This window comes from Arthrobacter sp. B0316-5-4, from assembly GCF_059090325.1.
The window spans coordinates 223263-248768 of record NZ_JBNHFN010000005.1; the positions used below are offsets into that span (position 1 = coordinate 223263).

Sequence of the window (25506 nt, forward strand, 5' to 3'; positions counted from 1 at the left end):
GGTGCGATGCTCGGGAGCGAACATTTTTGGGTTGCGGTCATGCCAATCGGTGGCAGGACCGTGACTGAAGTCAGATGGATGTGGAGATTCGGGTGCGGCGTGCGTTGCGGGAAGCGAGGGCGACGGCTACCAAAAGCAGTGACGCTCCGCCCGCAGTAAAGGGCCACCACCCGATGCCGCCGGATTCCGGCAGTTTCAGGGTGGGGACGTCCCGGACAGTGACCAGGTAGATGCCGTCGGCATCGGCGTCAGCGGCCGTGACTACGCCGGATCCGCTTCCCTTCCCGAGGGTTACAGAGCCGTTGGCGGCGACCGTGAACTGCACCGGTTCTGCCAGCAGGTTGAATCCCTGTGGAGCCGCGGTTTCTTCGAGCCAGTACACTCCGGGCTCGATGCCTTCGAGCTGGAACTGCCCGGTTTGGGACTGGATTGGCGAGACCGTGTAGGTGGAGTTGACGGTACCCGGGGCACCGGCTGCGTCGTTGAGAACGGCCCAGGTGGAGCCCGACATAGGCACCCAGGTTCCACCGGAGGACTCGCCGATTTTTTCGAAGAGGATCTTCGCCGGGGTGTGGTGCGTGGTGGAGCACTCAGGCGCCAAGGGGGTTGTTCCGGTAGCGCAGCGGACGGGATTCACGCTGCCTGTGCCAGTTGCGAGGTTGACCAACTGGGAGCTCCAGGCACCCTGCTTGACGGTCACTTTGTAGGTGAGGGTGGCGACCTGGCCGGCAGGGAGCGTAAAGGGCTGTGTCGTCAGGGTGGTTGACGGCGCTACCGGGTTTGCTACCGCCACCGGGGCGGCCGTGCCGATGGTCAGGACAGCGGAGCCCGGCACGAAGGTTGCCTGGTCCAGGACATCGGCCAGGTTGTCGGTGAGGACAACGTTGTTGATCTGTCCGCGGTTGCTGGTGGCCTTCACGGTGTAGGTGATGGTGTCGCCGGGCTTCACGGACGCGCTGTCAGTCGAGGTGCCGTTGACGGTGGCGGTCTTTGCGATGGTCCATTGTGGGTCCACCGGGGTGTTCACCGTAGCCGAGCAGCCCACACCTGGCGAAGGCGGGCAAGCAGTGTCCACGGTGGGGACCGGGGTGGTCGATCCTGGAACGGGATTGGGTCCGCCCCCTGGCATGTTTGGCACGGTCGTCGTCCCGGCCGGGACGATCGTGGCGGTGTTGGAAATCGTTCCCGTGGTTCCCAACGCTACGGTTCCGTTGACCGTGTATGTCAGGGTTCCGCCGGTGTTGATTCGAACGGTGCCGGAGATACTGCCGGTGCCGCTGGGAGCGTTGCAGGCTGTTGGCCCTGCCGGGGGAAGGTTCGAGGTTCCAGCTGCCGTGACAGCACAGGTCCACGTAGCGCCGGTAATGGAAGCGGGCAGGGGATCCGTGAAGGCCGCATTGATGGCATCGCTTGGCCCGTTGTTGTGGACTACTACCGTGTAGGTGATCGGCTGGCCCGGGATGTAGGCCGTGATGTTGGCGCTTTTGGTGATCGAAAGGTCCACTATGGGCCTAACGGTCAGGGGAGCAGTACCGGGAGGGTACAGGCCGGTGATCGTAGGAAAGTTGTTGGTGCAGTTCGGGATCGCCGTTCCGTTGTTGGCCACGCATCCGGAGTTGTTGTAGAGGCCGGGCGTATTGCTCGTCACCGCCACGGTGATGGTGCACGAAGCGCTGCCTTGGTTGAGGTTTCCGGTGACATCGACCGTGCCGCCGGAGACAGTGCCAGCGGTGCGGACGCACGTGCCACCCAGTGGGCCGACAGCCGTCAGGCCACTAGGCAGGGAGTCAACGAAGTGCCAGCCGTTCTTGGCCATCAAGTCGGAGGTGTTCGTGACGGTGTACGTCAGGGTTGTGGTCTGTCCTTGGAAGATGCTGCTGGGGGAGAATGCCTTGTCCAGTTGCGGCGTGACATCAACCAGTTGGGGTAGATCGAAGCCGACGTCGTTACCGTTGCCGTTTGCCGTCAGGTTCCGCACCCTGATACCTAGAGTGGGGGTGGTGCCGGTCACTGGGACCTGTATGGCCCCGGACTGCAACTTGGCGACGCTGAAGTTGCTGTTCAGGTAGGTGATGTTTTGCGTGCTGGGATCCGTGCACGGATCAAGGTTTGAGCCAACCACCGTGGGGACGCCGTTGACCAGGATGGAGAACTCCTGGCTTGCGTGGTTGGAGAAGCAGCTCGTCGCTCCAAAGATCCCGGAGACCGCGTAGAAATGGCCGGCAATGGTGGGAATGCTGTTTTTGGTGGTCTGGAGCTGCCGGCCCGCAAGCTGAACGCCTGTGGTGCTGTTCGTGTACTCGCTGAGGATTTGATTTTGGGCGGCTTGTGCGTCAGTCATTCCCTGGTAGAGGCCCATAGCGTGTGCCATCTTGCCGAGTTCAGTGAATGCCGTGTTGCGACCGCATTGGTCGTTCGTAAGGATGTTGAGGATGCCGCCGTTGGCGGGGAGGGGAGTGCCCTCCCGCATAATCCAGCCATTGCACGCCTGTGCCCCTGGAAGCCAAGTAGCATCGGCCGTGTATTGCTCGTTACCCGCTGCTGCCCCACCAACGTAGGAGCCGAGAGCGATGGGCGCTGCGGCAGCACTCTGATTGGAAAAATCTTCGCTGTAGATCAGGCTGCCCGGTTGGGTGACCCCTGGGGAGCCAGGTAGGGCAGCGACGGGTGTGGGGGCGTTGATGACGCCGTAAGCGCTCATCCCCATCACCACAAGAAGCACGCACGTCAACAGCGTGAGCAAGGAGTTGCTCCGGCCACCACCCAGCCTGCCCCGAACACGAGCACGTATGTGCTCCGATTGCTTCCGCATGCGATTCCTTTTCCCTGGCACCCTCGTCAGGCAGCCCCTTGAGGGCAGCCCGAATCTTTTCTCTGAGGGGTAGGTAGTGCAGGGTGTGGAATCGTGTTGCAATACAAAATGTGACCTTGGTCACATTGAGGATAGTGCGAGGCGGGTCGCCCGCGTCGGGATCTATTCGGTTCCCGCGGCCTTCCTTGCCCGATATGCAGCAACGTGTGCCCGGTTGGCGCAATTCCCCGTGTCGCAGTAGAGCTTGGACCGGTTGCGGCTGAGGTCCAGCACGGCGGCATCGCAGTCCTCTGCCGCACACACCCGCATCCGCTCCATTTCCTTGCTGCGGATCACGTCAATAATGGCCATGGCGGCTTCAGTTCCCATTCGGTCCGCCAGTGGCGCTTCCGGCGTGGTGGCGTGGAGATGCCAATCCCAGTGGTCATGCTTCACGAGCTGCGGGAGCGCCTTGGCGTCGGCAAGAAGCTTGTTGACGGACTTGGCCGCAGTGTCTTCATCCGAACTCCATAGCGCGGCCAGCTCGCTCCGGAGCCGTTTGATGCTGCTCAGTTCAGCGGGCGAGTTGGTCCGTGAGCCCGTGAATTCTTCGGCATCCAGGAACGCGTCGAGGTCCTCTGCTGTGGCCAGCGATTCTTCCCCGTTGGCCGCGGTGTTGATCAGATTGACGACGCTACGGAGGGCGACCTCGGTGTCAGGCGCAAAAAGCACTTTGACTCCTTACAAGGCTCGGGAGTACTGTCATGACCATAAGCCCACTTTACTCCTGACAGGAGGCTGCTGTGTCAGCTCCAACGACGAAGGCTGATGCAAAGGGTTTCCTCGCATCAGGACTCGGCATTGCACTGTTTTCTTCTGCCGTTTTCGGTACATCCGGATCGTTCGCCAAGTCGATGCTGGAGACCGGGTGGTCACCCGGGGCAGCAGTTGCCGTGCGGCTGACTGGTGCCGCACTGATATTGGTGGTTCCCGCCGTCGTGGTTCTTCGCGGCCGCTGGCACCAACTGAAGGACAACTGGCTCACCATCCTGCTGTTCGGGCTCATTGGAGTCGCCGGCTGCCAGCTTTTCTATTTCAACGCGGTTGCCCGCTTGTCTGTGGGGGTGGCGCTGCTGCTTGAGTACCTTGCCCCAGTGATGATCGTGCTGTGGCTTTGGATCGCCAGCCGGCGACGCCCGCGCGCGCTCACCGCCGCGGGCGCCCTGTTGTCGTTGGGCGGGCTGGTCCTGGTGCTGGACCTGACCGGTTCCGTGAAGGTGGACTTTATTGGCGTCCTCTGGGGCATGGCCGCCGCCGTTTGCCTGGTGATCTACTTCTTCATTACTGCCAAGGAAAATGACACCCTTCCTCCGCTGGTACTCGCTTCAGGCGGACTCCTGGTGGGGGCTCTTGTGATGTGGCTGGTGGGCCTCTCGGGACTGCTCCCCATGACCTTCAGCACTGCGGACACCACCCTGGGACCGTGGACCACGCCGTGGTGGGTATCCGCCGTGGGCCTCATCATCCTGGCCACCGTGCTCGCGTACGTTTCCGGCATCATGGCCGCCCGCAGCCTTGGCTCCAAGGTGGCGTCCTTCGTGTCCCTGACAGAAGTCCTGTTCGCCGTGATTTGGGCATGGCTACTTCTGGGTGAGCTCCCCGGACCGATCCAACTGCTGGGCGGACTCCTCATTGTGGGCGGTGTAGTGCTGGTCCGCGTTGACGAGTTGCGGGGCGACCGAAGGGCGGCCCGCGCAGAGTTGACGTCCGTCCTGGACCATCCGAACAACGTCGAACCTGTTCCTTCCGGACCGGTCACCAAGTCGCCCCGGAACTAACCGGACTCTCATCGCTTTAAGAGCAAAAAGGCCCGGACGCGTGTGCGTCCGGGCCTTTCCCAACTGTCTTAGTTGGAAGCCTGCTGCTGCTGCTCAGCGTTCTTCTGAGCGCGATCGCCGGCTTCGCGAAGTGCGTCGGCAACCTTCTTCAGGTTGGAAGCGTGCTGGCTGTCCCACTCACCGCGGAACTTGTCAGCGTCCGGGCCCTTCCAGTCGGTGCCATCAAGGGCACCCTTGAGCTGTGAGCGCTGCTGCTCGATGTTCTCGGCACCGGCCTTCAGCTTGTTACCGAGCTGACGAAGCTGATCAACATCTGCACCCCAAATAGCCATGAGATTCTCCTTCATTGTTCGGACCCGAGCTCTTCGGCATCCCCAGCGGCCTCCGGCTCATCCGGAAGATCCAATAGCTAAAACCTATCCCGGCATTCACAAACCCGTCGATGGGCACCCCTCCCCATGCAGCACTGCCCATAGTTAGCATGGGGTTATGTGCCGCAATATCAGGACCCTTCATAACTTTGAACCGCATGCCACGACCGCTGAAGTGGAGGCCGCAGCGCTGCAGTATGTGCGCAAAATCAGCGGATCCACCAAGCCGTCCAAAGACAACGAGGAAGCCTTCGCCGAGGCTGTCCACGAGATCGCCCACATTACGCAGCATCTCCTGGATTCCCTGGTGAGCCATGCCCCAGCGAAGAACCGCGACGAGGAAGCAGCCAAGGCAAGGGCCAGGGCAGCGGTCCGTTTCGGGACCGCCTAGCCCTGGCTCCTGCTGCCTGCCCCGGGACTACTTCCCGAAGGAGCGGAGGCGTAGCGAGTTGGCCACGACCAGCACGGAGCTCGCCGCCATAGCTGCGCCGGCAATCATCGGGTTCAGGAAGCCCAGTGCAGCCACCGGGATGCCGATCGCGTTGTAGAAGAAGGCCCAGAACAGGTTGGTCTTGATGGTGGACAAGGTCTTGCGGGAGAGCTCGATGGCCTGAACCAACTGACCAAGGTCGCTGCCCATCACGGTCAGGTCAGAGGCCTCGATGGCGACGTCCGTCCCGGAGCCCATGGCGATTCCGAGGTCCGACTGCGCCAGGGCGGCAGCGTCATTGACGCCGTCGCCGGCCATGGCGACCGTCGCCCCCGATTCCTGAAGCTTACGAACGGCCTCGACTTTGCCGTGCGGCAGCACCCCGGCGTAAACGTCGTCAGGTGAAATTCCGACGGCGGCCGCCACCTGCGCGGCTACGGCAGCGTTATCTCCGGTCAGCAGAATGGGGCGGATGCCCAACTCCTTCAATTTCCGGATGGCTGCGGCGGAACCAGGCTTGATGGTATCGCTCAGGCTCACAATCCCGGCAGGCTGCCCATTCACGGCGACCCAAATTGCGGTGGCGCCGCTGTTCTCCTCGGACAACAGGACTTCCCGTTGGTCCGAGTCAAGGGAGATGCCGTTCTCCTCGAGCCATCCCGAGCGCCCAACCACCACTGCCTCGGTGGCGGCATCGAGAGTCACGGTTCCCCGGACTCCGCCGCCGGGAGCGGAACTGAAGCCGTCAACGCGGGGAAGTGCGCCGCCGTCGGACATTGCGTCCTTGGCTGCAGAGGCGATCGCGTGGGCGATCGGGTGCTCCGACGCTGACTCAACAGCACCGGCCAACGTGAGGACGGTTTCAGGGGAGTAACCATTCAGTGCCACGGTGTGGTCTACGGAGAGCTTGCCACTGGTGACGGTGCCCGTCTTATCCAGCAGGATGGTGTCCACGTGCCGGGTGTCTTCAAGTACCTGCGGGCCCTTGATCAGGATGCCGAGTTGGGCGCCGCGGCCCGTTCCGGTCAGGAGGCCAACAGGTGTGGCCAGGCCCAAGGCGCAAGGGCACGCGATCACCAGAACGGCAACGGCCGCGGTGAAAGCTGCGTTGAGGTCGCCAGTGAAAAGCAGCCACGCAAAGAACGTCACCAGGGCGATGACCAGGACGATCGGTACGAAGACCGAACTGATCCTGTCCGCGAGCCTGGCTATGGGAGCCTTGCCCGTCTGCGCCTGGCTGACCAAGCGGCCCATCTGGGCGAGTGTCGTATCTGAGCCGACGCGCGTGGCCCGGACCAACAAGCGGCCGGACGTGTTGATCGTAGCGCCCGTTACCGCGCTTCCGGGAACGACCTCAACTGGAACGGATTCCCCGGTCACCAGTGAAGCGTCCACCGCAGATGTGCCATCTGTGACAACGCCATCGGTGGCAATTTTCTCGCCCGGGCGGACCACGATGACGTCGTCCACAAGGAGCTGGTCCGCAGGTATTTTTTGCTCCTGGCCATCGACCAGGATGGTTGCATCCTTGGCGCCCAGATTCAGGAGTGCTTTGAGTGCATTCCCGGCCTTGGCTTTGGCGTTGGCCTCAAGGTACCGGCCCAAGAGCAGGAACGAGGTAACCACGGCTGCGACTTCGAAGTACAGCCCGCCTCCGGACATGCTTTCCATGCCGGGGTGCTCAGTCATCCGGGGATCAGCGAACAACTGCCAGGCCGAGTACAGGTATGCGGCAATAACACCGATGGATACCAGGGTGTCCATGGTGGAAGCGAAATGCCGGGCGTTGATGGCTGCGGCCCTATGGAAGGGCCAAGCCGCCCAGCTCACCACGGGCAGGGCCAGGGCTCCGACAACCCAGCCCCAGTTGGCAAACTGGAGGGCGGGAATCATCGAGATCGCGAAAACGGGGATGGTCAGCACCGCGGCAACGATCAGGCGCGGGCGAAGCGTAGAAGCTGACGGACCGTGGTCCATGTGGTTTTCGTGCCCGGCGTGCTCCGTGTGCTCCGTGTGCGCGGCGACGCCGGTGCCATGCTCGGCATGCTCGGTGGGCTCGTGGGTTTGGTTCATGGAATCGTGTCGAAGCCGGACGCTTGGGGCCGGAGCCTGGCGGATGGTGGCTTTGTAGCCCGTCGCGTTGACCGTGTCCACGATCTGCTGATCCGTCACGTCGGCTGGGGCGGTTACATGGGCCGATTCGAGGGGCAGGTTGACGCTGGCTTCGACACCTTCGAGTTTGCCCAGTTTTCGTTCCACCCGGTTGACGCACGAGGCGCAGGTCATGCCCTCGATGTCCAGTTCGATGACCCGGTGTGCGGGTTGGTTGAAAGTCTCCTGGCTACTCAAGAGGACTCCTAAGCTTCGTTGGCTACCACCAGGTAGCCGGCTTCTGCCACGGCCTCGCCAATTTCAGACGGCGAGAGCTCCTTGGTTGATGTGATGGTCACGGTGGACAAGCCGCCGGGGTTCAGGTCAACGGCCACGTTTTCGACGCCGTTAAGCGACTCAAGTTCTTCACTCACGCTGGAGACGCAGTGGCCGCAGGTCATACCCGATACGTTGACGTTGGTCTGGATGGTCTGGCTCATGGTGCTCTCCTTGGTGACGAGTTGGATGGTGTGGTGTTTGTTGCCGGAGTTACCGCAGCAGGCGCCCGATGGCATCGGTGGCTTCCTTCACTTTGGCGTCGATCTGTTCGGCGCGGGCTTCCGGGTTGGGTTCGGAGGCGGCGCCCACGACGCAGTGGCCGATGTGCTCCTCTACGAGTCCGAGGCTGACCGCATGGAGGGCCTTCGTGGCAGCGGCTACCTGGGTGAGGATGTCGATGCAGTATTTGTCGTCCTCAACCATGCGCGCGATACCGCGGACCTGCCCCTCGATCCGTTTCAAGCGTTTGAGGTACGCGTCCTTATTGCTGGTGTACCCGTGTGGCGCGGCGGTTTCCAGATCCGCCTCGATGACGGGTGCGTCCGGATGGCTCATGCTCAGGTCTGGCGTGCTCATGAATTGAACTTATACCCCAAGGGGGTATTTAGCAAGTACCCCCAGGGGGTATCCTCAACCGCGAAGGGCACATCATCCCCTCAACGGGTATGACGTGCCCTTCGAGTAGTGCAAAGGTGCGGAAGACTGACTATTAGAACACCGCCGTGAAACCGCCCCAGCCCCAGCCCACCACTGTTTGCCCCTTCCAGAAGCCGCAATCGAGACCGCAACCATAAATTCCAGTGCCGTTGCCCCAGTACATGGTCATGGTTCCGTTGGCATCCACGCCGAAAACATCCGGGCTTCCGTCGCCATTGAAATCGCCGGGCCCACCTGCCGTGACAACACTGTTCCATCCCGAACCGACGGTGGTTCGGAAGTCAAAGAAGCCGGTGTCGATTCCGGCGTACAGTTTGAGCTCGCCGGATGTGGTCTGACCCAGGATGTTTGATTCGTGGTAGCCCGTCCACCAGCCCGGAGCAATAAGCCTCGAGTATCCGCCCCAGCCCCAACCAACGGTCACGGGGGTTTTCCACCCTCCACGGCCATCGCCCGGGTATAGAACCAAGCGGTCCGCGCTGTCCCTCGCGAGGAGATCGTGGGAGCCGTCCCGGTTGAAGTCACCTGGGGCCACAATCTCCTTGAAGCCCTGCCACCCTTGGCCAATCTGTCGACTGCCCTTCCAGCCGCCGGACCCATTGCCGGAATAAAGGAACAGTCTGCCGGAACGGTCCCGGCCGATCACATCCGTGGATCCGTCGCCGTCGAAGTCCCCGGGCGCCAAAAGGACATCGAAAATGCCCCAGCCGCGACCGATGCTTTGCGCCGGTAGCCAGCCGCCCTTGCCGTTGCCGGGGTAAAGGAGCAGATCCCCGGAAGCCGTCCGCGCAAAGATGTCCGCGGTGCCGTCAGCGTTGAAACCGAGGCCTCGTTGTGTATGTGGAATCGGAACGTCGGCCGTTAATGTCTTTTGCGTGAGGGGTTCGTACATGATGTTGAGTTCGACAGTGAGCGTATGCCCCATGTCGGCTGCCGTGACGGTGTGTATGGCATTGACCTCGCCTGGAAGGACTACGCCATCGCGTTTCCACATGTAGGTGTAGGTGGGCGTTCCACCTTCGGGAAGGACCCATGGCGGCGCGGCCCATGTGGGGTAGACCTGCCCGCCGAGAACCGCATTTCCTGTCACCCACATGAAGTGGGTGTTGAGGAGCCGCGGCATCGGCCCGATAGCTTCCGACGTAACAGTGGTGGGCACATGGCCGTTGGCATGTGCGGTTACCTGCACTTTCAAGGTTTTTCCGCCAATGTCTGCCTTGAGGATGCGGTCGGTGGCTCCGTCGATGGGGGAACCATTCATGAACCACTGGTATTCGAGCCGGGCATCGGATGGCGACATCGCCCCAACGTCCGCAGTCGGCAACGTCTCCAATTTGTAGTCGGTGGCGATCTTTACGCCGTCGGGAAACGCGACAGGCTTGAGGATCGCCTGGAGGTTGCGCACCGAGAAGTCGCCCTCTTCCAGCGGCACACGATCGCCAGGACTCGGGTCCAAGAGTCCTTCGTAGGTGCCGTTGCGGTGGTAGACGGCTGTCAGCCCGCCGAGATAGGTAATTGTTGCCCGGTTCAGCTTGTAGCGGCCGTTGTAGTCGGCCGAAGTAATAGGTGTTGTCGCGACGCCGGAAGCGGGTTGTGCGGCGATGGGGCCGCTCCATGTGAGCGACAAGCCCGTGATGCCAGACTCATCCAGATACTCAAGTTCCACTCGCTGGGCGGGAAGTCCGAGCGAGAATTTCACGGCTGCGGATTGTCCTGGTACGGCAGGGGACGTCGGCTCCTCGAGGGAGGCGAAGGTCGGGGCCAGTCGTGGCAGCGCGGGATTGTCAACGTGGACGTCCTGCTCATGAAAAGGACCTAAAGGGACGGCCGGGCCGCTGAAGGAGCCATCGCGTCGGAAGGACACGGGATCCGATCCGTGCACACCTACCCGGATGGTCTGAATTTGAACAGGTCCGTCAGGCCACGTGTCCACCGGAGTGTTCAGCGTGATGGAACCGGACGTCGATGGTGTCTGCGATTTCCACGCCGCCGTTGCCGTCCGCGTCTCCCTGAGCCACAGGGAAACCTCTATCTCCACACGGTCGACTGGCTTGGACGCTGTGAAATCGAAAATTACCGGTTGGCCGGCTTGCATGGTGAAAGAAGACGCACGCTTGAACGTAAACACCAGCGGATCGGCAGCCGAAGCGGGCGAGCCGGGCACTACGAGCAGTAGCGCCGCGGCCGCAAGGGAAAGTACGACGGCGATAAGCCGCCTGATGTGCGCGCGCGAAGCACGCGAGTGTGCAGAATCCACGGAGTCCCCCAAAGAGGCTGATGGGTAACAGCCAGTACAAGTGATGGCTCACTCTACCAATCGCTCATCCGTTAGATAGGGAAGGGAACAAAACAGCTGGCTTTTGGTCTAGACCAAGCCCCCAAAAACCCAGTAGGTATAGACCAAAATGCCCAAAATCTGGATTCTTGTTTTGCAGTGCAAACCTTTTGGTAAATGTGCTTCCGCCCACACCCTCGGGTTCATAGTGTTTGGTCTCATAACCGCGGAGGGGGAAGTCCCGCGGAACCCAACTTTTTCCATGGAGGACACTTGAAACTCGCACGCTCCGCCGCGGCAATCGCCATCGCAGCGCTCGCACTGACCGCCTGCGCTCCACCCACGTCAAACAACGCAGCTTCGAGTTCGGACGAGCAGACCGGCACCGTCCGTGTCTGGCTGTTCTCCGAGGTCAACCAGGATCCCAAGTCCGCCGTAGTCAAGGAAGCTGTCACTGAGTTCGAAGCGGCACACAGTGGTGCCAAGGTCGACGTTCAGTACATTCCGGTGGACAGCCGCGCCGAACGGTTCAAGGCCGCGTTCAACGATCCCTCCAGCGCTCCGGATGTTGCCGAGTTCGGCAACACGGACCTGGCCAGCTACGTTGCATCCGGCGGCTTGGCCGACGTCACAGGAGACATCAAGTCCTGGGACGAGGCCAAGGACCTTGACCAAAAGATCCTGGACACCACCGAAATCGACGGCAAGAACTACGGTGTCCCGTGGTTCGTTGGCGTTCGCGCCCTCTATTACCGCACGGATCTCCTGCAGCAGCTCGGCCTCCAGGTCCCCAAGACCTTGGATGAGGTAGAAACCGTTGCCCGGGCAGTTCGGGCAGCAAACCCGGACCTGCTGGGTATTTCCGTGGGCGGCGCCGCGCAGTTCTCCGCCATGCCGTACCTATGGGCCAACGGCGGCGAGATCGCCACGAAGGAAGGCGACAAGTTCGTCTCCAAACTGGACTCTGCTGAATCCCGCGAAGGAGTTGCCGCCTATACCCGCCTCCTCAAGGACGACATCTGCCCAGCCCAGACATGTGCGGAGTTCGGCGGTAACGCAAGCGTCCAGCAGTTCATCGCAGGTAAGTCCGCCATGACCATCGGCGGCGACTTCAACTACAAGGCTGTGGCCGCCAGCGCTATCAAGGATAAGTTCGCCGTAGTTCCGGTTCCCGGCAAGACTGCCGGTTCCATCGCCCCCGCTTTCGCCGGCGGCAACAACCTGGGCGTCTTCAACAGCAGCGAACGACGCACGCTCGCCGCTGACTTCGTGAAGCTGCTGGCCAGCAAGAAGTACCAGCAGAAAATGTTCGACTCCATGGGCAACCTCCCCACGTTCAGCGACGTCCAGAAATCCGTGGCGGAGAACAACAAGCAGGTTGAACCGTTCATCAACACCCTTGGAGCGGGCACCAAGTTTGTCCCGGTCACGGAGAACTGGTCCACCATCGATGCCCAGGGTGTCTTCACCGGCATGTACCAGAAGGTGGTCACGGGCAAGGCGGACGTCAACGCCGCTACCACCGAGGCTGCATCAGCCATGAATACGGCATTCGGGTCAAAGTAATGCGCTGCACCCCATCACATCCCGGAGGCGCAGCATGACGGCGCTGACCCCGGTTCTGCCCGATGCGCCTCAGGGCGGTACGCCCGGTAAGGGAACGACGACGGCGGCACGCAAGTCCCAGCGTTTCTCCAACGGAAAGCGCGGTCTGGAGCCATGGCTCTACCTGGCCCCGGCGTTCATTGTCCTGATCGCACTGCTGGGCTATCCGATCTTCCAGCTGATCAACGTCTCGCTGTACGACTACCGCCAAGCCCAGGTCAGCGGCAAGGCACCCCTGAACTTCGTGGGCCTTGAGAACTACCAGAAGCTCTTCGCTGATCCACAGTTTTGGACCGTCCTGGGCAACACCGTGGTGTTCGCCACCGCTTGCGTGGTCTTCACGTTGTTGGTGGGCAGCTCGCTGGCAGTGCTGGCAACAAGGCTGCGCCCCTGGGTCCGTTCGATGCTTTTCGTGGTGTCGCTCGGCGCCTGGGCCACCCCGGCAGTCACGGGCAGCGCCGTGTGGCTCTTCCTCTTCGAGCCCACGCTCGGCTTGGTCAACAAGACGCTGGTCTCAATCGGCCTGACGCAGTTCCAGGGCTACTCCTGGACGTACGACAAATGGTCGGCTTTCGGACTCGTGGCCAGCGAAGTGGTGTGGTGCTCGTTCCCGTTCGTCCTGGTCACTGTCTACGCAGGCATCCAGGCAATCCCCACCGAGGTCATTGAGGCCGCCAGGATCGATGGCGCTTCCATGCCGCGCATTGCCCGCAGCATCATGCTCCCGATGCTCCGTCCAATCGTGATCGTGGTGACCATCCAGTCCATCATCTGGAACTTCAAGATCTTCTCGCAGATCTACATCATGACCAACGGTGGTGGGATTGCCGGCCAGAACCTGGTGCTCAACGTCTACGGCTACCAGCAGGCGTTCGCTGCGAGCCTCTATGGCCTCGGCTCTGCGCTCGGCGTGATCATGACTGCGCTGCTCATGGTCATCACGCTTGTCTACCTCCGGATCCTCAAGAGAACAGGCGAAGCCCTATGACCGCCGTCGACGTTTCATTGGCCGCACGCCGAAACACCAAGGCCGACGTCCCGCAGAAGCTGCGCAAGCAGGGCAAACGCCGTTTCGGCGCCGATGCTGCCGCGATCGTCATCGCGCTGATCGTTGCCTTCCCGCTGTTCTGGATGGTGCTGTCCGCGCTGAAGCCAAAAACAGCGCTCGACGCCGGTGATGCAGCCCCGTACACGCTGGAACCGTCGCTGGACTCGTTCGGCCGCGTCCTTGGCGTGAACAATTTTGGCCAGTATTTCCTGAACAGCGTGATCGTGGCGCTGGTGGTTGTGGTGCTCTCCACCATCCTCGCCTTCCTCGCCGCGGTGGCGTTGACCCGGTACAACTTCAAGATGCGGACCAAGCTTCTGGTCATCATCCTGGTCTCGCAGATGGTGCCCGTTGAGGCCCTCACGATTCCGCTGTTCTTCCTCCTGCGCAACGCCGGCGAGGCCATCCCGTTGGTTGGCCTGAACCAACTGGGTTCGCTGGTCCTCGTTCACGTCGGTTTCAGCATTCCGTTCGCGATCTGGATGCTGCGCGGCTTCGTGGCGGCTGTTCCATTGGAAGTGGAGGAGGCGGCCCGCTTGGACGGTGCCAGCAGCTTCCGGTTTGTCCGCTCCATCCTGTTCCCACTGGTGGCTCCAGGCGTGGTGGCATGCTCGGTGTTCTCATTCATCTCCACGTGGAACGACTTCCTGTTCGCCAAGACGTTCATCATTTCCGCCCAGGAGAACCAGACGCTTCCCATGGCACTCTTGACGTTCTTCAAGCCCGACCAAAACGATTGGGGCGCTATCATGGCCGGCTCGGTCATCATGACCATTCCTGTGCTGATCTTCTTCGTATCGGTCCAGCGCAAGCTGGTATCCGGCCTGGCTGGGGCGGTGAAGGGATGAGCGCGCTCCATCAGCTGGTCCCTGCGCCGTGGTCCTTCTCTGCGGGGACAGGCGAACTGGTGCTCGACGCCGGAACAACTGTGGGTGCTGACCCGGAACTGAGCGGCGCACGGCGTTGGCTCTCCCGGGCTTTGGGGGCAGCGACCGGCTGGGACATGGCGCCTGCACCAGCCCAGAGCGCGGCCATTCGACTCCTGCTTGACCCCGCACTCGACGCCGAGGCGTACCGCCTGGAGGTGGGCGACGCCGTCGTGATTTCCGCGGGCGGCGACGCTGGCGCGTTTTACGGTGCGCAGACGCTTCTGCAGCTGTTGGGACCGGCAGCGTTGCGTCAAGCTCCTGTTGCTGGTTCCGACGCGTGGCCGGTGCCGCGCGTCTTTGTGGAGGACAAGCCACGCTTCGGTTACCGCGGGACCATGTTGGACGTCGCACGGCACTTCATGCCCAAAGAGAACGTGCTGAGGTTCATCGAGGTCATGGCCATGCACAAACTCAACGTCCTGCACCTTCACCTAACGGATGACCAGGGGTGGCGGGTTCAGATTAACCGCTATCCCAAGCTGACTGAAACGGGTGCTTGGCGCCGTGAGTCTTCGCTGGGTTCCTGGCGTGCTGGCGTTTTCGACGGGCGTCCGCACGGTGGCTTCTACACGCAGGATGACCTTCGCGAAATCGTGGCCTTTGCCGCTGACCGCCACATCACCGTCATCCCGGAGATCGATGTTCCGGGGCACAGCCAGGCTGCTATCGCGGCGTACCCGGAGCTTGGGATGGGCGAGGGGCCGGTGGAGGTCTGGACGCGCTGGGGTATCAACGAGACGGTTCTGGAAGTCTCCGAAACTTCGCTCGATTTCTACCGCAACGTCTTGGACGAAGTGGTGGAGATCTTCCCTTCCCCGTGGATAAGTCTTGGCGGCGACGAAGTCCCACTGGCCCAATGGCAAGCCAGTGCCCAGGCGCAGGCCAAGGCGGCCGAGTTGGGGCTGGACGACGTTTCAGGCCTGCACAGCTGGTTCGTCGGGCAGCTGGCGTTGCACCTGCAAAACCATGGCCGCGCCACATCCGTCTGGGATGAAATCGGCGACGGCGGACTGCCGGACGGCGCGCTCGTGGCGTCCTGGCGGGGATACGAGGGCGGGATTGATGCCCTCCGCAAGGGCTATGACGTAGTGATGTGCCCGGAGCACAAGCTTTACCTGGACCACAGACAAGCCGATGGCGACGACGAGCCGGTGCCGGTGGGTTTCGTGACGACGCTTCAGGCTGTCTACGAGTTTGAGCCGTTGCCCGGCGTGGACGGCACGAACTTCCCGGGGCGCCTGCTGGGAGCCCAGGCCAACATCTGGACCGAGCACTTGGACTCACCGCGCCGCGTGCAGTTCGCTGCCTTCCCGCGGCTGAGCGCGATCGCCGAAGTGTTCTGGTCCAACCCGGAAAACCGGGACTACGATGAGTTCCTGAAGCGGCTCACACATGCACATCTGGCGAGGCTCGAAGCAATGGGTGTGGAATACCGGCCGCTTGCAGGCCCCGCACCCTGGCAGCAGCGTCCTGGTGTTGAGGGCTGGAAACGCGATTACGACGCCGAGCAGCTCGTGAGGAACTGAGTGACTACTGAAGGCAAAGAGGTCCGCAACTCCTCGGCCTCGCTCCGCAAGGCGTTGGCGCTGCTGACAGTGGTGGCCGAGGAGCCCGGCAACGGTGATGGTCTGGCGCTGGTGGAGCTTGCCCGACTCTCAGGCTTGAACAAGAGCACGTTGTTGCGCCTTGCTGCTCCGCTCCTCGAGGAAAACCTGTTGGAGCGTGACCACGAGACGGGCAAGTTCCGGCTGGGCCACGGCTGCCTGCGCCTGGGACAGTCCTACCTTGACCGCGTAGACCTGCGAAGCGTTGCCAATGGCGAACTCCGGGCCCTCATGCGCGCCACGGAGAGCACCTGCCACCTGGTGGTGCTTTCCGGGCACGACGTTGTCTATCTGGACAAGGTGGAGGACGAGGCTACGGTGCGCATGGCGTCGAGGGTCGGGGCCACCATGCCGGCGTACTGCACCGCCGTTGGCAAGGCCATGCTCGCATTCAGTCCAGAAGAGGTGGTGGGCCCCATCCTGGCGGGCGAATTGGTGCCCCTCACTGACAAGACCATCACCGATCCGGCATTGCTCCGCGCTGACTTCGAGGCCATAAGGCGACGGGGTTATTCCATCGATGACCGTGAGAACGAGCCGGAAGTCCGCTGCGTCGCAGCTCCAATCTTCGGCCATGATGATCACGTGGTGGCCGCTTTGTCCGTATCTTCCCTGTCGTCACGCATGACCGCCAAGCGCGTGCGTGAAGTTGGACCGATGGCGGCCGAAACAAGCCTTCGCATTTCCGCGAAACTGGGTTCCCGCAGGGCAAGCGCGAAGCTGGCGAAGCTCGCATGAGCCTGGATCCCGCAGCGTACTTCCGGGCAAAGCTGCAATGCGAGATTGACGTCATGGACGTGGCTGACGCCGAGGCGGGTTCCCTGGTCATAGTGGACACGCGCCGGCGTTCCTCGTGGGACCACGGACATATTCCCGATGCCGTACATATCCCGACCGCGCAGATCCCGGAACTCGCGGCCGAACTGATTCCGGCCGGATCACAGATCGTGGTCTATTCCTGGGGGCCGGGATGCAATGGCAGCACCTTCGCCGCGCTCGCATTTGCCGAGTTGGGGTACCCGGTGAAGGAAATGATCGGTGGCATCGAGTACTGGATCCGGAACGGGCTCCCAGTGGAGACAGCTGCGGGAATCGTTCGAAGTAGCCCCGACGCGCTGGTGACCGCGCACAAGGCCTGAGTCGAAGCGAGGGAGGTCAACTCTTCTTCAGTTCCTGGGCGAGCATCACCAGGATTCCGCTGGGCCCGCGGAGATACGTGAGTTTGTACACGTCGCCGTATGTGGCGACGCCACGCAGCGGCGTGCATCCGTGCTTCGCCGCTATCTCCAGGGCGTGGTCGATGTCGTCAACGGAGAAGGCCACCCGATGCATGCCGATCTCGTTCGGCAATGTTGGTTCCGTTTCGATCGCATCAGGATGGATGTACTCGAAGAGTTCCAGTTGTCCCTGGCCGTCCGGCGTTTGGAGCACCGCGATTTTCGCGTGGTTGCCGTCAAGCCCGACGGCGGTATCAGCCCACTCGCCGCTGACCGTGTCACGACCGACCACCGAAAGGCCGAGGTCCGTGAAAAAGGCGATGGTTTCTTCGATGTCCCGAACCGCAATACCGACGTTCTCAAGTTTGATGGCCATGGGTCGAAGCTACCAAGGCGTCATGGATAGCTCCAGCGCCGACCACGCGGGCCGACACCACCTAATAGGCTTGGACCATGCTGAACCTGGTCCTTGGACTTCTCTTCGCGGGCCTCTTCCTCGCCTCCTACCAGTCGGATCGGCGGCGGTTGCGTAACGGCGTGCTGCTGCTGGTGTCGGCCTGGTTCCTCCTGCAGGCGATCCTGGATTTCCTGATCGACCTGAACCCTTGGTTCCAATGGCTCAACCTGGTGGTTTTGGTGGTCCCCGTGGTGAGCATCTTCGTGTTCGCAAGCTTCCTGATCGCCAACGGCATCACGATGGTCCGCAGGGAAGGTCCAGGCATCACCAGCTTCCTCCCGATTGCCGTTGGGTTGGCGGTGTTCCTGGCCCCCGTCGTCGCGTTCCTTTTTGTTGTCAGCGGACAACCAGTCCTGGCTGGCATCGCCGCCCTGGCCTTCTTCCTCTGCGCCTACCTTGGCTGCGCGTTCGTGGTGTTCCTCGGGTACGCGGTGGTGTACTCGAGGATGCGCTTCAGCCCCAACCCTGCAGCTGTCATCGTCCTGGGTTCCGGACTGATCGACGGCAAGGTCCCGCCGTTGCTCGCCGCGCGCTTGAACAAGGCCCTGGAAATTTACGACGGCGTCACTCCGGTCAGGCCCGTATTGGTTCCTTCCGGGGGCCAGGGCGCGGACGAACCCCGGCCGGAGTCCGCGGCAATGAAGGAGTACCTGGTAGCGAAGGGTGCCGCTTCGGGCGACGTGCTGGAGGAGGACCAGGCCACCACCACCCGCGAGAACCTGGCCTACTCCGTCGCCCTTCTGGCGGCGAAGGGCATCAACGGTCCGCTGCTGGTGTGCACCAACAACTACCACGTCCTCCGCGCCGCGCTCCTGTCACGTCGGCAGAAGATCAACGCCGAGGTAGTGGGCGCCCCGACGGCCAGGTATTTCGTACCCAGTGCTTTCCTCCGCGAGTTCGTGGCCGTGATGAGGGACAACCGCCTGACGAACGTGGTGCTTTGCCTGCCAATGTTCGGGATTGCCCTGCTCATCACGGTCGCACTGATGAACTCGCCGGTAGTCTAGCTCCGGCTACGGGTTCGGGAGTCCCGTGGTGAACGTGTGGTTCCACCGGGTCACGGCACCCTCAGTGAAGACGTACCCCTTCATGGGAACTGCTGTGACGGTCAGGTCGCCGTCGGGCTTCCTGTAGGTCCCCGCGGCGATCACCTTGCCGTTAAGCACATAATCGACGCCCGCCACCGCGGGTACGGTGTACGAGTCCTGCCCACGACCCGGCTTGTCCGTGAAGGTGACGGCTGCCGGCGTCGCGGTGTCGTAGCTCAAACCGAAGCCCAAAGGCAGAAGGATGCCGCCGCCGTCGGCTGCTGGTATGTTGACCGGCAGCTTGCCGCCCGGATTGACCGTGCCAGAGATGGCCCGAACCACGCCGTGGAAATTGACGTTGGCCACCCCATAGCTGTTCAGCACTGCCGCGGCACCCGGGAAAACGCTGATGTCATAGGGATTGCGGGTGGCGATCACAATGACCGGTTTGCCGGTGGCGGCGAGCTCGGCCACCATTTGTTGCTGGGCCGCGTTGGAGGTGGCGTTGTACGAGGTAAAGACGACTGCGTCCACCTTGCTTGCTGCCGCAACTGCACGCGCCCGATAGGCGGCGGAGGGCGAACTCCCGTTTTCGTAGTCTTCGGTGACCGCGAATCCTTGATCCTTCAGCTGAGGCCCTACAAGTTCCGGCCAACCTGAACCGGAACCCACCACCAGTACCGAAGTGCCCGGGGACAGCGGCAACAGCCGGTCCTTGTTCCGCAGCAAGGTAACGGCGCGGTCCGAGATCAGGTTGGCCGTAGCGAGGTTCCCTGCCGTACCAACCAGACTGTCCACGCGGGCGGTATCCGCAAGGGGTTGTTCGAAGACTCCCCGCTTGACCTTCCATTCGAGGATCCGCCGGACGGATTCGTCGAGGCGGCTTTCGCTCAGTTCCCCGGACCCGACGGCGGCGCGAACCCCTGCGAACGACGCGTCCACATCGGGGGAGTTCAACAGGATGTCCGAGCCGGCCTGGATGGCTTTGACCGCGATTTCTTCCTGCGGCCACTCCGCTGCCATGGCCGCCATGTCCAGGGCGTCCGTGGTGACCAGGCCCTTGAACCCGAGTTCATCGCGGAGTAATCCGGTCAGCACCTTATGGGAAAGGGTTCCAGGCATCTCCGGATCGATGGCCTGGACGATGATGTGGGCCGTCATGACCATGTCCACACCGGCGTCGATGGCCGCTTTGAACGGTTGAAGGTGCTTGTTCAGCGTTTCGCGATCATAGGTGACAGTGGGCAGCCCGTAGTGGGAGTCCACTGATGTGTCGCCATGCCCAGGGAAGTGCTTGGCGGCAGCTCCGACGTCCTGGGACTGCATACCCTCGATCTGGGCGACGCCCAGTGAGCTGACAAGGGCCGGGTCCTCACCCATGGAGCGGATGCCGATGACCGGGTTGTCGGGGTTGGAGTTCAGGTCCAGCACGGGGGCGAAGTCCACGTTGATGCCCATGGCACGCATCTCCGACCCGAGGATATTTCCTTGTGCCCGGGCAAGGTCCTTGTCCGCCGCGGCGCCGAGGGCCATATTGCCGGGGAGGACCGTGGCAGGGGGCCCGATGCGGGCCACGGGGCCGCCCTCCTGGTCGATGGTCACCGCTAGGGGAATGCCGTTTCCGTCAGCACCCATCGCCCTATTCTGCAGGCCGTTGGAAAGTCCCGCGACTTGCTGCGGGTTGTTGGTGTTGCCGGACCAAGCGAAATAGAGGACACCGCCGAGGTTGTACTTCTCCACGACTTCGCCTGGGGTGTTGACGCCGTACCGTTCCTGGTTGCTTGCAGCCATGGACGTGTCATCTGCCGACGAGCCGTAGACGTGGGTCCAGGTCATCTGGCCGATCTTTTCGTCCAGGGACATTCCCGCAATCATCGCCTCGATGTCCGGTGCGGTGCTGGTCGCCGTCGTACGTTCCGCCGTGGTGGGCACGGCCGCGACCGCAGTGCCAGCGGCAGTCATGAGCAGTACAGTCGTGGCCGCCGTCAAGAGGGTGGTTCCGTTTCTGGGCATCTGCATTCCAATCGGTTGGTGGAGCAGCGATGTATTTACGAGCTAAGTCATGTATATGACAAGAAAGTCGATTTGTCTCCGAGGGGCGGGTCGGCGCCGCACTGCTGACCCGAGGGCTTGTTCACCCTCCCGTCATCCGGCGCTGTTAGGCTGCCCGGCACTACCCGGCTGACCAGGAGGACCGCATGACGGAGGCAAACCCACTAGCTGCATCGTTGGACAATTGGTGGGTCAGGGACAACCTGCGTGAAACCATCGATCACCTGGTGGAAATGGGCTACACCATCAGCGGCGGCCAAGGTGAAGACCCGGACCTTATCGACCCAGGCGGATCCGCGGTGGAGACCTGGCACGAGGGTTACCCGTACAAAGAGCGGATGACCCGTGATGAGTACGAGATCGAGAAGTACCGGCTCCAGATTGAGCTGCTGAAGTTCCAGTACTGGGGCCAGGACCTTGGGTTGAAGCACGTGATCGTCTTCGAGGGACGGGACGCCGCCGGCAAGGGTGGAACCATCAAGCGCTTCACCGAGCACCTCGACCCTCGCTCGGCCAGGACCGTCGCGCTCGCCAAGCCATCCGACCGGGAGCAGGGCCAATGGTACTTCCAGCGCTACATCCAACACCTGCCCACCGCCGGGGAGATCGTGATGTTCGACAGGTCCTGGTACAACCGGGCCAACGTTGAGCGCGTCATGGGCTTCTGCAACGAGGATGAGTACAACACCTTCATGGGCCAGGCACCCGTCTTCGAAAAGATGCTGGTGGACGCAGGCATCCATGTGACCAAGTTCTGGTTCTCTGTCACCCGCCAGGAACAGCGGACTCGATTCGCGATTCGCCAGATCGACCCCGTGCGGCGCTGGAAACTCTCACCCATGGACCTCGCGTCACTGGACCGCTGGGAAGACTACACAGACGCCAAGGAAAAGACGTTCCTGCACACCGATTCGGACCATGCGCCCTGGATCACCGTCAAATCCAACGACAAGAAGCGCGCCCGCATCAACGCCATGCGCTTCTTCCTCAACCAGTTCGACTACGCGGACAAGGACACCTCGGTCGTTTACGACGCCGATCCGCTCATCCTCCGCCGCGGCCGCGACGCAGTAGGCGACTAACAACAGGGCGCGACGTCGGCACTCACCGTGAGTGCCGACGTCGTGCCTTCCGCGTATTTTTCGGAAGTTGGTTACATTCTTCCTACTGCCGGACATTAACCGGGTATGAGCTCGCAAACGGAGCAGGGGGATCGGGTGGAGTCGGCCAGGCAAAAGCATTTCCTGGCAGCACACGCGGCTTGCCATGACCAGGTTTATCGGTACTTCCGTCGTCGAACGGAGGGGGTGCCGGCGGCCGAGGACCTTTGCGCAGAGGTTTTTCGGATCGCGTGGGAGAAGTCCATGGACCATGAACTATCCGTGCTGATGGTGTTCGGCATAGCCCGGAACGTCCTCCGCAACCACTACCGTTCGAACCTGCGCTCCCTCCACCTCACCCAACAGCTGGAGCGGCAGCCGATACCCCTGTTGGATTCCGAAGACGGCGTCCTCAGTGAGGCGTTGGACCAGCTCAAGCCGGAGGAACGGGAGGTGCTCCTCCTGACCTATTGGGACGGGTTCAGCTCAGCCGAAGTTTCCGGTCTCCTTGGTGTCACGGGCACGGCCGTCCGGATGCGTCTGCATAGGGCGCGGAAGTCACTAAGCCAGCTACTTCGGACGGATCCAGCCATAGAGGATGTGCAGTGATGAAGAACAAGGAAACGCTGGAACGCCTCTCCGCAGCCGACCCAGCCTTGGCAATCACGGAAGAAGACCTGGCCCGTAGCCGGGAGAAAAGCCTCGCCGTCATGCGCACTGACGCGGAACAACTCTCTGTCAGTAGCTCCGCTGAGTCGTCACCTCCCGGTCGGCTCAGGGTGGCGGCTGGGCTCGGCCTGGTCGCCGCTGTCGCTGCCGCTGCCGTGATCCTTGGGGTTGCGGTCTCGACAACACCCCCGCAAACGGTGCAGCAGGCGGCGCCAGCCAGCAGCTCACCGCTGCCCGAAATCACGGGTGTCCGGATGCCGACGTTCGACGCCGGGATCGTCACCGGCGTCAACGGCAACAAAGCCGCCGTGGCCACGGACCCGGAAGCAGACGTCCACATGGAGGCCCTCAACACGGGAACGCTCGGCCTGAACAGCGGCGGATGCATGGCCCGCGTGGACCCCGACGGCAGTTCAAGCGGCCTCATTTTCCCTCGCGGAACCCAAGTCATGGGGACGGGGGTGGTTCTGCCCGACGGAACAGTCATCAGCATCGGCCAGGAATTCGCTTTCGGCGGAGGAAGCTCACCGGCAAACACGGACCTGGGAGAGTGCGCCCCAACCGGGACGGCATTCCTTGTGCAGAATTGGGGTCCGCTGCCCTAACCGCGCAGGGGACCAAACCAAGGCCAAACCTCGACGTCGGACTCACCGTGAGTGCCGACGTCGTGCCCCTATTCGGTGACGTCTTCCTCCACAGGGTCCTTCAGCAGCAGGGCGGTGCCTTGGAACGGGCGGAGCTCCAGGAAGAAGCTGCCCAGGTCGTCCACCTGGCCGACGTCCTCGCCGCTGAACAGGTCGTGGACAGTGGCGCCCGGAACAAGGTGGGAGGACTGGATGCTGCCCGCGATGTCCTGGTCCGAGAAGTTCAGGACCGTGACCTGCAGGGCTCCGTCAGCGAGCTGGTTCACCAGGACCAGCAATCCCTTGTTCGACACGTCCGGCACATCCAGGAGGGTGCTGGTTGCAATCCCCGACGCTTCCCGAACCGCGAGGATCTGCTGGAGCCGCCGCGCATAGGAGTTGGAGTCTTTCAGCTGCTCGGGCAGCGGACCGTAGAGGCTCCGGGCCCGGGGCATGCCCGCCAGCGAGGTCGTAGCGTCCGGGCTGGTGCCCATCAGGTCGTGGGCGCCGCGGTTGATCCAGCGGGTATCGCCCTGCGAGGTAAGCTCGCCCACTGTCTGGCGGTCCAGCGCCGTGATGCCGGTGAGGTCCCAGCCGGACAAAGCGAAAACGCCCGGCTGAAGTGCGTTGTACATGGACAGGAGCACATGCGCGTCCAGGACCTGGGATTCCTGCTCGGGAGTGATGGCATCCGGGTCCTTGACGCCCAACGCCGCCATCAGGAAGGACACGGTGGTGCAGGCAATGCCGTTGGTGGTGAAGACCGCGTTGTAGGGTCCGTTCTCACCCGTGAGGCGTTCCCGCATGGTGTTCTGGACCTTCTCGGCAACCTCAGCACCGGTCAGTTCCTCGCCTCCGAGCTCGAAAATGTCCTCCCGGTGGCCGGCTGCGAAGTGCAGCAGCTCGTAGGTGAGTTCGTCGTGGTTCTGCAGTGCGTGGACCAAGGAGGCCTGGTCCACGCCGATCTCCATGGCCAGCTTGAGCGTAAGGCGGAGGAACTCGGTGTCGCCGGTGACCAGCGCGTAGTGGTACGCGGGCCTGGTGATGAAGTCGTAGGAGAGGTCCGGGCCGGACTCGGACTGGGACTTGATGTCATCAATGGTGAGGTTGAGCTCCTGGAAGGAGAATCCGCCCACCTTGCGGATCATGGAGCCGATCAGCTGGTTGGCCGCCTCAGACAACGGGTGTCCTTCGGACCAGCCAGGCTCTTCCTCCGCGCTCTTCTCAACGCCGAGGAAGCCGTTGGCATCCAGGCGCAGGGCACCCGTGCCGAGGTCCAGCAGTGAGTGCAAGGCATCGCCCACCACCAGGCGCATTCCAGCGAAGGTAGGGTCCAGCCAGTTGATGGAAGGCTGGCCGGCCTTGAAGTAGTGGAGGTACACCCAACGGCGCTTCTTGCCCGTGGTGTCAATGATCGGCTTGGTGGCACTCCAGTTGGTTTCCTTGACCCCGGGTTCGTAGAAAATCACGCGCTGGAGCCGGCCGATGATGTAACCCGCCTCTTGGAGGGCCTTCTCCGCCTCGGGGCTGATGTTGACCGAATCCGCATTCTCCGGAACATCCGGCAACAGGTGCCAGTCCTCTTCCGGGATATCGACCATGTGATAGATGCCCGGGTAGTCCCGGAAATTCATCTCGGCCAGCCTGAAGTCGGCGCCCTTGCCGGTGTGACCTGGGACGATGTCGTCAATGACCGTGCCGCCGTGCTCTACTGCGACCTCACACATCTGGCGGAACTCCTCCTCAGTTCCGAAGGCGGGGTCGATTGCCATGCTGATGCGGTCGAAGTGTCCGTCCACGCTGGGCGTCTGCGACCATCCCCGGATCCCGCCCGCCAGCTTGACCGGTCCGGTGTGCAGGCCCCGGATGCCGATCTGGCTGAACGCATCCCAAAGTTCCGGATCGCCAAGAGCCGAAAGGAACGACTGGCCATCCTTGGTGATGAAGGACAAGGGGTAGGCCGTGAACCAAACGGGTGCACGCTCCACAGCTGCCCGCGGATTTGGCCTGGCATACGAGTTCTGCCACATGCTCGCCTGGCCCGAAAGCTGCCGGGCCATGGTGTTGGCGTCGCCGAGCATCGACTGGTTACGCAGCCAGTCCACATACGTCTTGTTGAGGCCGTCGAACTCAAGTGACGGTCGCGCCGCGAAGAACTGACGACGCCGGGCAATGGGCCGTAGCGCTTTGGGACGGGCAGGGTAGAACTGCTCGTCGAAGGTGATCTCCGGCGACTCCGTTGCGGTTTCCTCGGATTCCTGGGGCTCTACCTGCGGTTCTTCCTGCGTTTCGGCTGGATCAGCGCCGACTTCTGCCGCGCTCTCGTTGACTACAGGCTCCCGCACAGCATTCTCCTTTACGTGGTCGCCGCAGCTGCGCCGA

22 protein-coding genes are annotated in these 25506 nt (G+C 62.4%); 12 read left to right on the forward strand and 10 right to left on the reverse strand.

Translation table 11 applies throughout. The features are described 5' to 3' along the window. Positions 1-70 precede the first annotated feature (70 nt). Complete coding sequence (locus AC5RU9_RS16610) at positions 71-2812, reverse strand: DUF7927 domain-containing protein (protein WP_494017294.1); 2742 nt, start codon at positions 2810-2812, stop codon at positions 71-73. Positions 2813-2974: 162 nt separating this feature from the next. Then, the gene (locus AC5RU9_RS16615; protein WP_494017295.1) at positions 2975-3523 is read right to left on the reverse strand and encodes a CGNR zinc finger domain-containing protein; all 549 of its coding nucleotides are present in this window, start codon (positions 3521-3523) and stop codon (positions 2975-2977) included. A 71-nt stretch (positions 3524-3594) separates the two neighbouring features. Between AC5RU9_RS16615 and AC5RU9_RS16620 the strand changes: the two genes are divergently transcribed. Continuing rightward, a complete protein-coding gene (locus tag AC5RU9_RS16620; RefSeq protein ID WP_494017296.1) occupies positions 3595-4629 on the forward strand; it encodes an EamA family transporter in 1035 nt (344 codons plus the stop codon). Positions 4630-4697: 68 nt separating this feature from the next. Here AC5RU9_RS16620 and AC5RU9_RS16625 read toward each other — a convergent pair whose 3' ends face one another. Next, on the reverse strand, positions 4698-4961 hold the full coding sequence (locus AC5RU9_RS16625) for a WXG100 family type VII secretion target (protein WP_011776688.1): 264 nt from the start codon (positions 4959-4961) through the stop codon (positions 4698-4700). Positions 4962-5118: 157 nt separating this feature from the next. On the opposite strand from AC5RU9_RS16625, the gene AC5RU9_RS16630 reads away from it, so the two are divergent. Continuing rightward, positions 5119-5391: a DUF2277 domain-containing protein gene (locus AC5RU9_RS16630; RefSeq protein WP_211710125.1), complete on the forward strand. Its 273-nt coding sequence runs from the start codon at positions 5119-5121 to the stop codon at positions 5389-5391. 27 nt (positions 5392-5418) lie between these two features. Here the strand turns inward: AC5RU9_RS16630 and AC5RU9_RS16635 are convergent, their stop codons facing one another. The 4 genes from AC5RU9_RS16635 to AC5RU9_RS16650 all read right to left on the reverse strand — a co-directional run bounded on the left by AC5RU9_RS16635 (position 5419) and on the right by AC5RU9_RS16650 (position 10774). Then, entirely contained in the window at positions 5419-7779 is a 2361-nt protein-coding gene (locus AC5RU9_RS16635; protein WP_494017297.1) for a heavy metal translocating P-type ATPase, read from the reverse strand. Between the two features lie 8 nt (positions 7780-7787). Next, positions 7788-8021 (reverse strand): heavy-metal-associated domain-containing protein, encoded by a 234-nt coding sequence (locus AC5RU9_RS16640; RefSeq protein WP_026541102.1) that lies wholly within the window; start codon positions 8019-8021, stop codon positions 7788-7790. 49 nt (positions 8022-8070) lie between these two features. Then, the gene (locus AC5RU9_RS16645) at positions 8071-8436 is read right to left on the reverse strand and encodes a metal-sensitive transcriptional regulator (protein WP_211710122.1); all 366 of its coding nucleotides are present in this window, start codon (positions 8434-8436) and stop codon (positions 8071-8073) included. A gap of 133 nt (positions 8437-8569) precedes the next feature. Continuing rightward, positions 8570-10774, reverse strand: a complete 2205-nt coding sequence (locus AC5RU9_RS16650; RefSeq protein ID WP_494017298.1) for an FG-GAP repeat domain-containing protein — start codon at positions 10772-10774, stop codon at positions 8570-8572. Positions 10775-11065: 291 nt separating this feature from the next. Between AC5RU9_RS16650 and AC5RU9_RS16655 the strand changes: the two genes are divergently transcribed. Genes AC5RU9_RS16655 through AC5RU9_RS16680 form a run of 6 tightly spaced genes read left to right on the forward strand, consistent with a single transcriptional unit; the run spans position 11066 to position 17117 of the window. After that, complete coding sequence (locus AC5RU9_RS16655; protein ID WP_494017299.1) at positions 11066-12358, forward strand: extracellular solute-binding protein; 1293 nt, start codon at positions 11066-11068, stop codon at positions 12356-12358. A 34-nt stretch (positions 12359-12392) separates the two neighbouring features. Further along, positions 12393-13385, forward strand: a complete 993-nt coding sequence (locus tag AC5RU9_RS16660) for a carbohydrate ABC transporter permease (protein WP_494017300.1) — start codon at positions 12393-12395, stop codon at positions 13383-13385. Then, the gene (locus tag AC5RU9_RS16665) at positions 13382-14293 is read left to right on the forward strand and encodes a carbohydrate ABC transporter permease (protein WP_211710119.1); all 912 of its coding nucleotides are present in this window, start codon (positions 13382-13384) and stop codon (positions 14291-14293) included. The genes AC5RU9_RS16660 and AC5RU9_RS16665 overlap by 4 nt, the downstream gene beginning before the upstream one ends. Further along, the gene (locus AC5RU9_RS16670; RefSeq protein ID WP_494017301.1) at positions 14290-15900 is read left to right on the forward strand and encodes a beta-N-acetylhexosaminidase; all 1611 of its coding nucleotides are present in this window, start codon (positions 14290-14292) and stop codon (positions 15898-15900) included. The genes AC5RU9_RS16665 and AC5RU9_RS16670 overlap by 4 nt, the downstream gene beginning before the upstream one ends. Continuing rightward, positions 15901-16716, forward strand: coding sequence for an IclR family transcriptional regulator (locus AC5RU9_RS16675; RefSeq protein ID WP_494017302.1), 816 nt, complete (start codon positions 15901-15903; stop codon positions 16714-16716). It abuts the gene before it with no gap. Then, a complete protein-coding gene (locus tag AC5RU9_RS16680) occupies positions 16713-17117 on the forward strand; it encodes a rhodanese-like domain-containing protein (protein ID WP_211710116.1) in 405 nt (134 codons plus the stop codon). The genes AC5RU9_RS16675 and AC5RU9_RS16680 overlap by 4 nt, the downstream gene beginning before the upstream one ends. A gap of 16 nt (positions 17118-17133) precedes the next feature. Here the strand turns inward: AC5RU9_RS16680 and AC5RU9_RS16685 are convergent, their stop codons facing one another. Next, positions 17134-17571: a VOC family protein gene (locus AC5RU9_RS16685; protein ID WP_494017303.1), complete on the reverse strand. Its 438-nt coding sequence runs from the start codon at positions 17569-17571 to the stop codon at positions 17134-17136. 77 nt (positions 17572-17648) lie between these two features. Between AC5RU9_RS16685 and AC5RU9_RS16690 the strand changes: the two genes are divergently transcribed. Further along, a complete protein-coding gene (locus tag AC5RU9_RS16690) occupies positions 17649-18659 on the forward strand; it encodes a YdcF family protein (RefSeq protein ID WP_494017304.1) in 1011 nt (336 codons plus the stop codon). A gap of 6 nt (positions 18660-18665) precedes the next feature. Here the strand turns inward: AC5RU9_RS16690 and AC5RU9_RS16695 are convergent, their stop codons facing one another. After that, a complete protein-coding gene (locus tag AC5RU9_RS16695; RefSeq protein WP_494017305.1) occupies positions 18666-20693 on the reverse strand; it encodes a glycoside hydrolase family 3 protein in 2028 nt (675 codons plus the stop codon). Between the two features lie 185 nt (positions 20694-20878). On the opposite strand from AC5RU9_RS16695, the gene ppk2 reads away from it, so the two are divergent. The 3 genes from ppk2 to AC5RU9_RS16710 all read left to right on the forward strand — a co-directional run bounded on the left by ppk2 (position 20879) and on the right by AC5RU9_RS16710 (position 23106). Then, positions 20879-21814, forward strand: coding sequence for a polyphosphate kinase 2 (gene ppk2, locus AC5RU9_RS16700; protein ID WP_494017306.1), 936 nt, complete (start codon positions 20879-20881; stop codon positions 21812-21814). A gap of 105 nt (positions 21815-21919) precedes the next feature. Further along, entirely contained in the window at positions 21920-22441 is a 522-nt protein-coding gene (locus tag AC5RU9_RS16705) for an RNA polymerase sigma factor (RefSeq protein WP_494017307.1), read from the forward strand. Further along, positions 22441-23106 (forward strand): hypothetical protein, encoded by a 666-nt coding sequence (locus tag AC5RU9_RS16710; RefSeq protein ID WP_494017308.1) that lies wholly within the window; start codon positions 22441-22443, stop codon positions 23104-23106. Before AC5RU9_RS16705 ends, AC5RU9_RS16710 begins: the two co-directional genes overlap by 1 nt. A gap of 68 nt (positions 23107-23174) precedes the next feature. On the opposite strand, the gene treS is transcribed toward AC5RU9_RS16710, so the two are convergent. Beyond that, a complete protein-coding gene (gene treS / locus AC5RU9_RS16715) occupies positions 23175-25469 on the reverse strand; it encodes a maltose alpha-D-glucosyltransferase (protein ID WP_494017309.1) in 2295 nt (764 codons plus the stop codon). Positions 25470-25506: the final 37 nt, after the last annotated feature.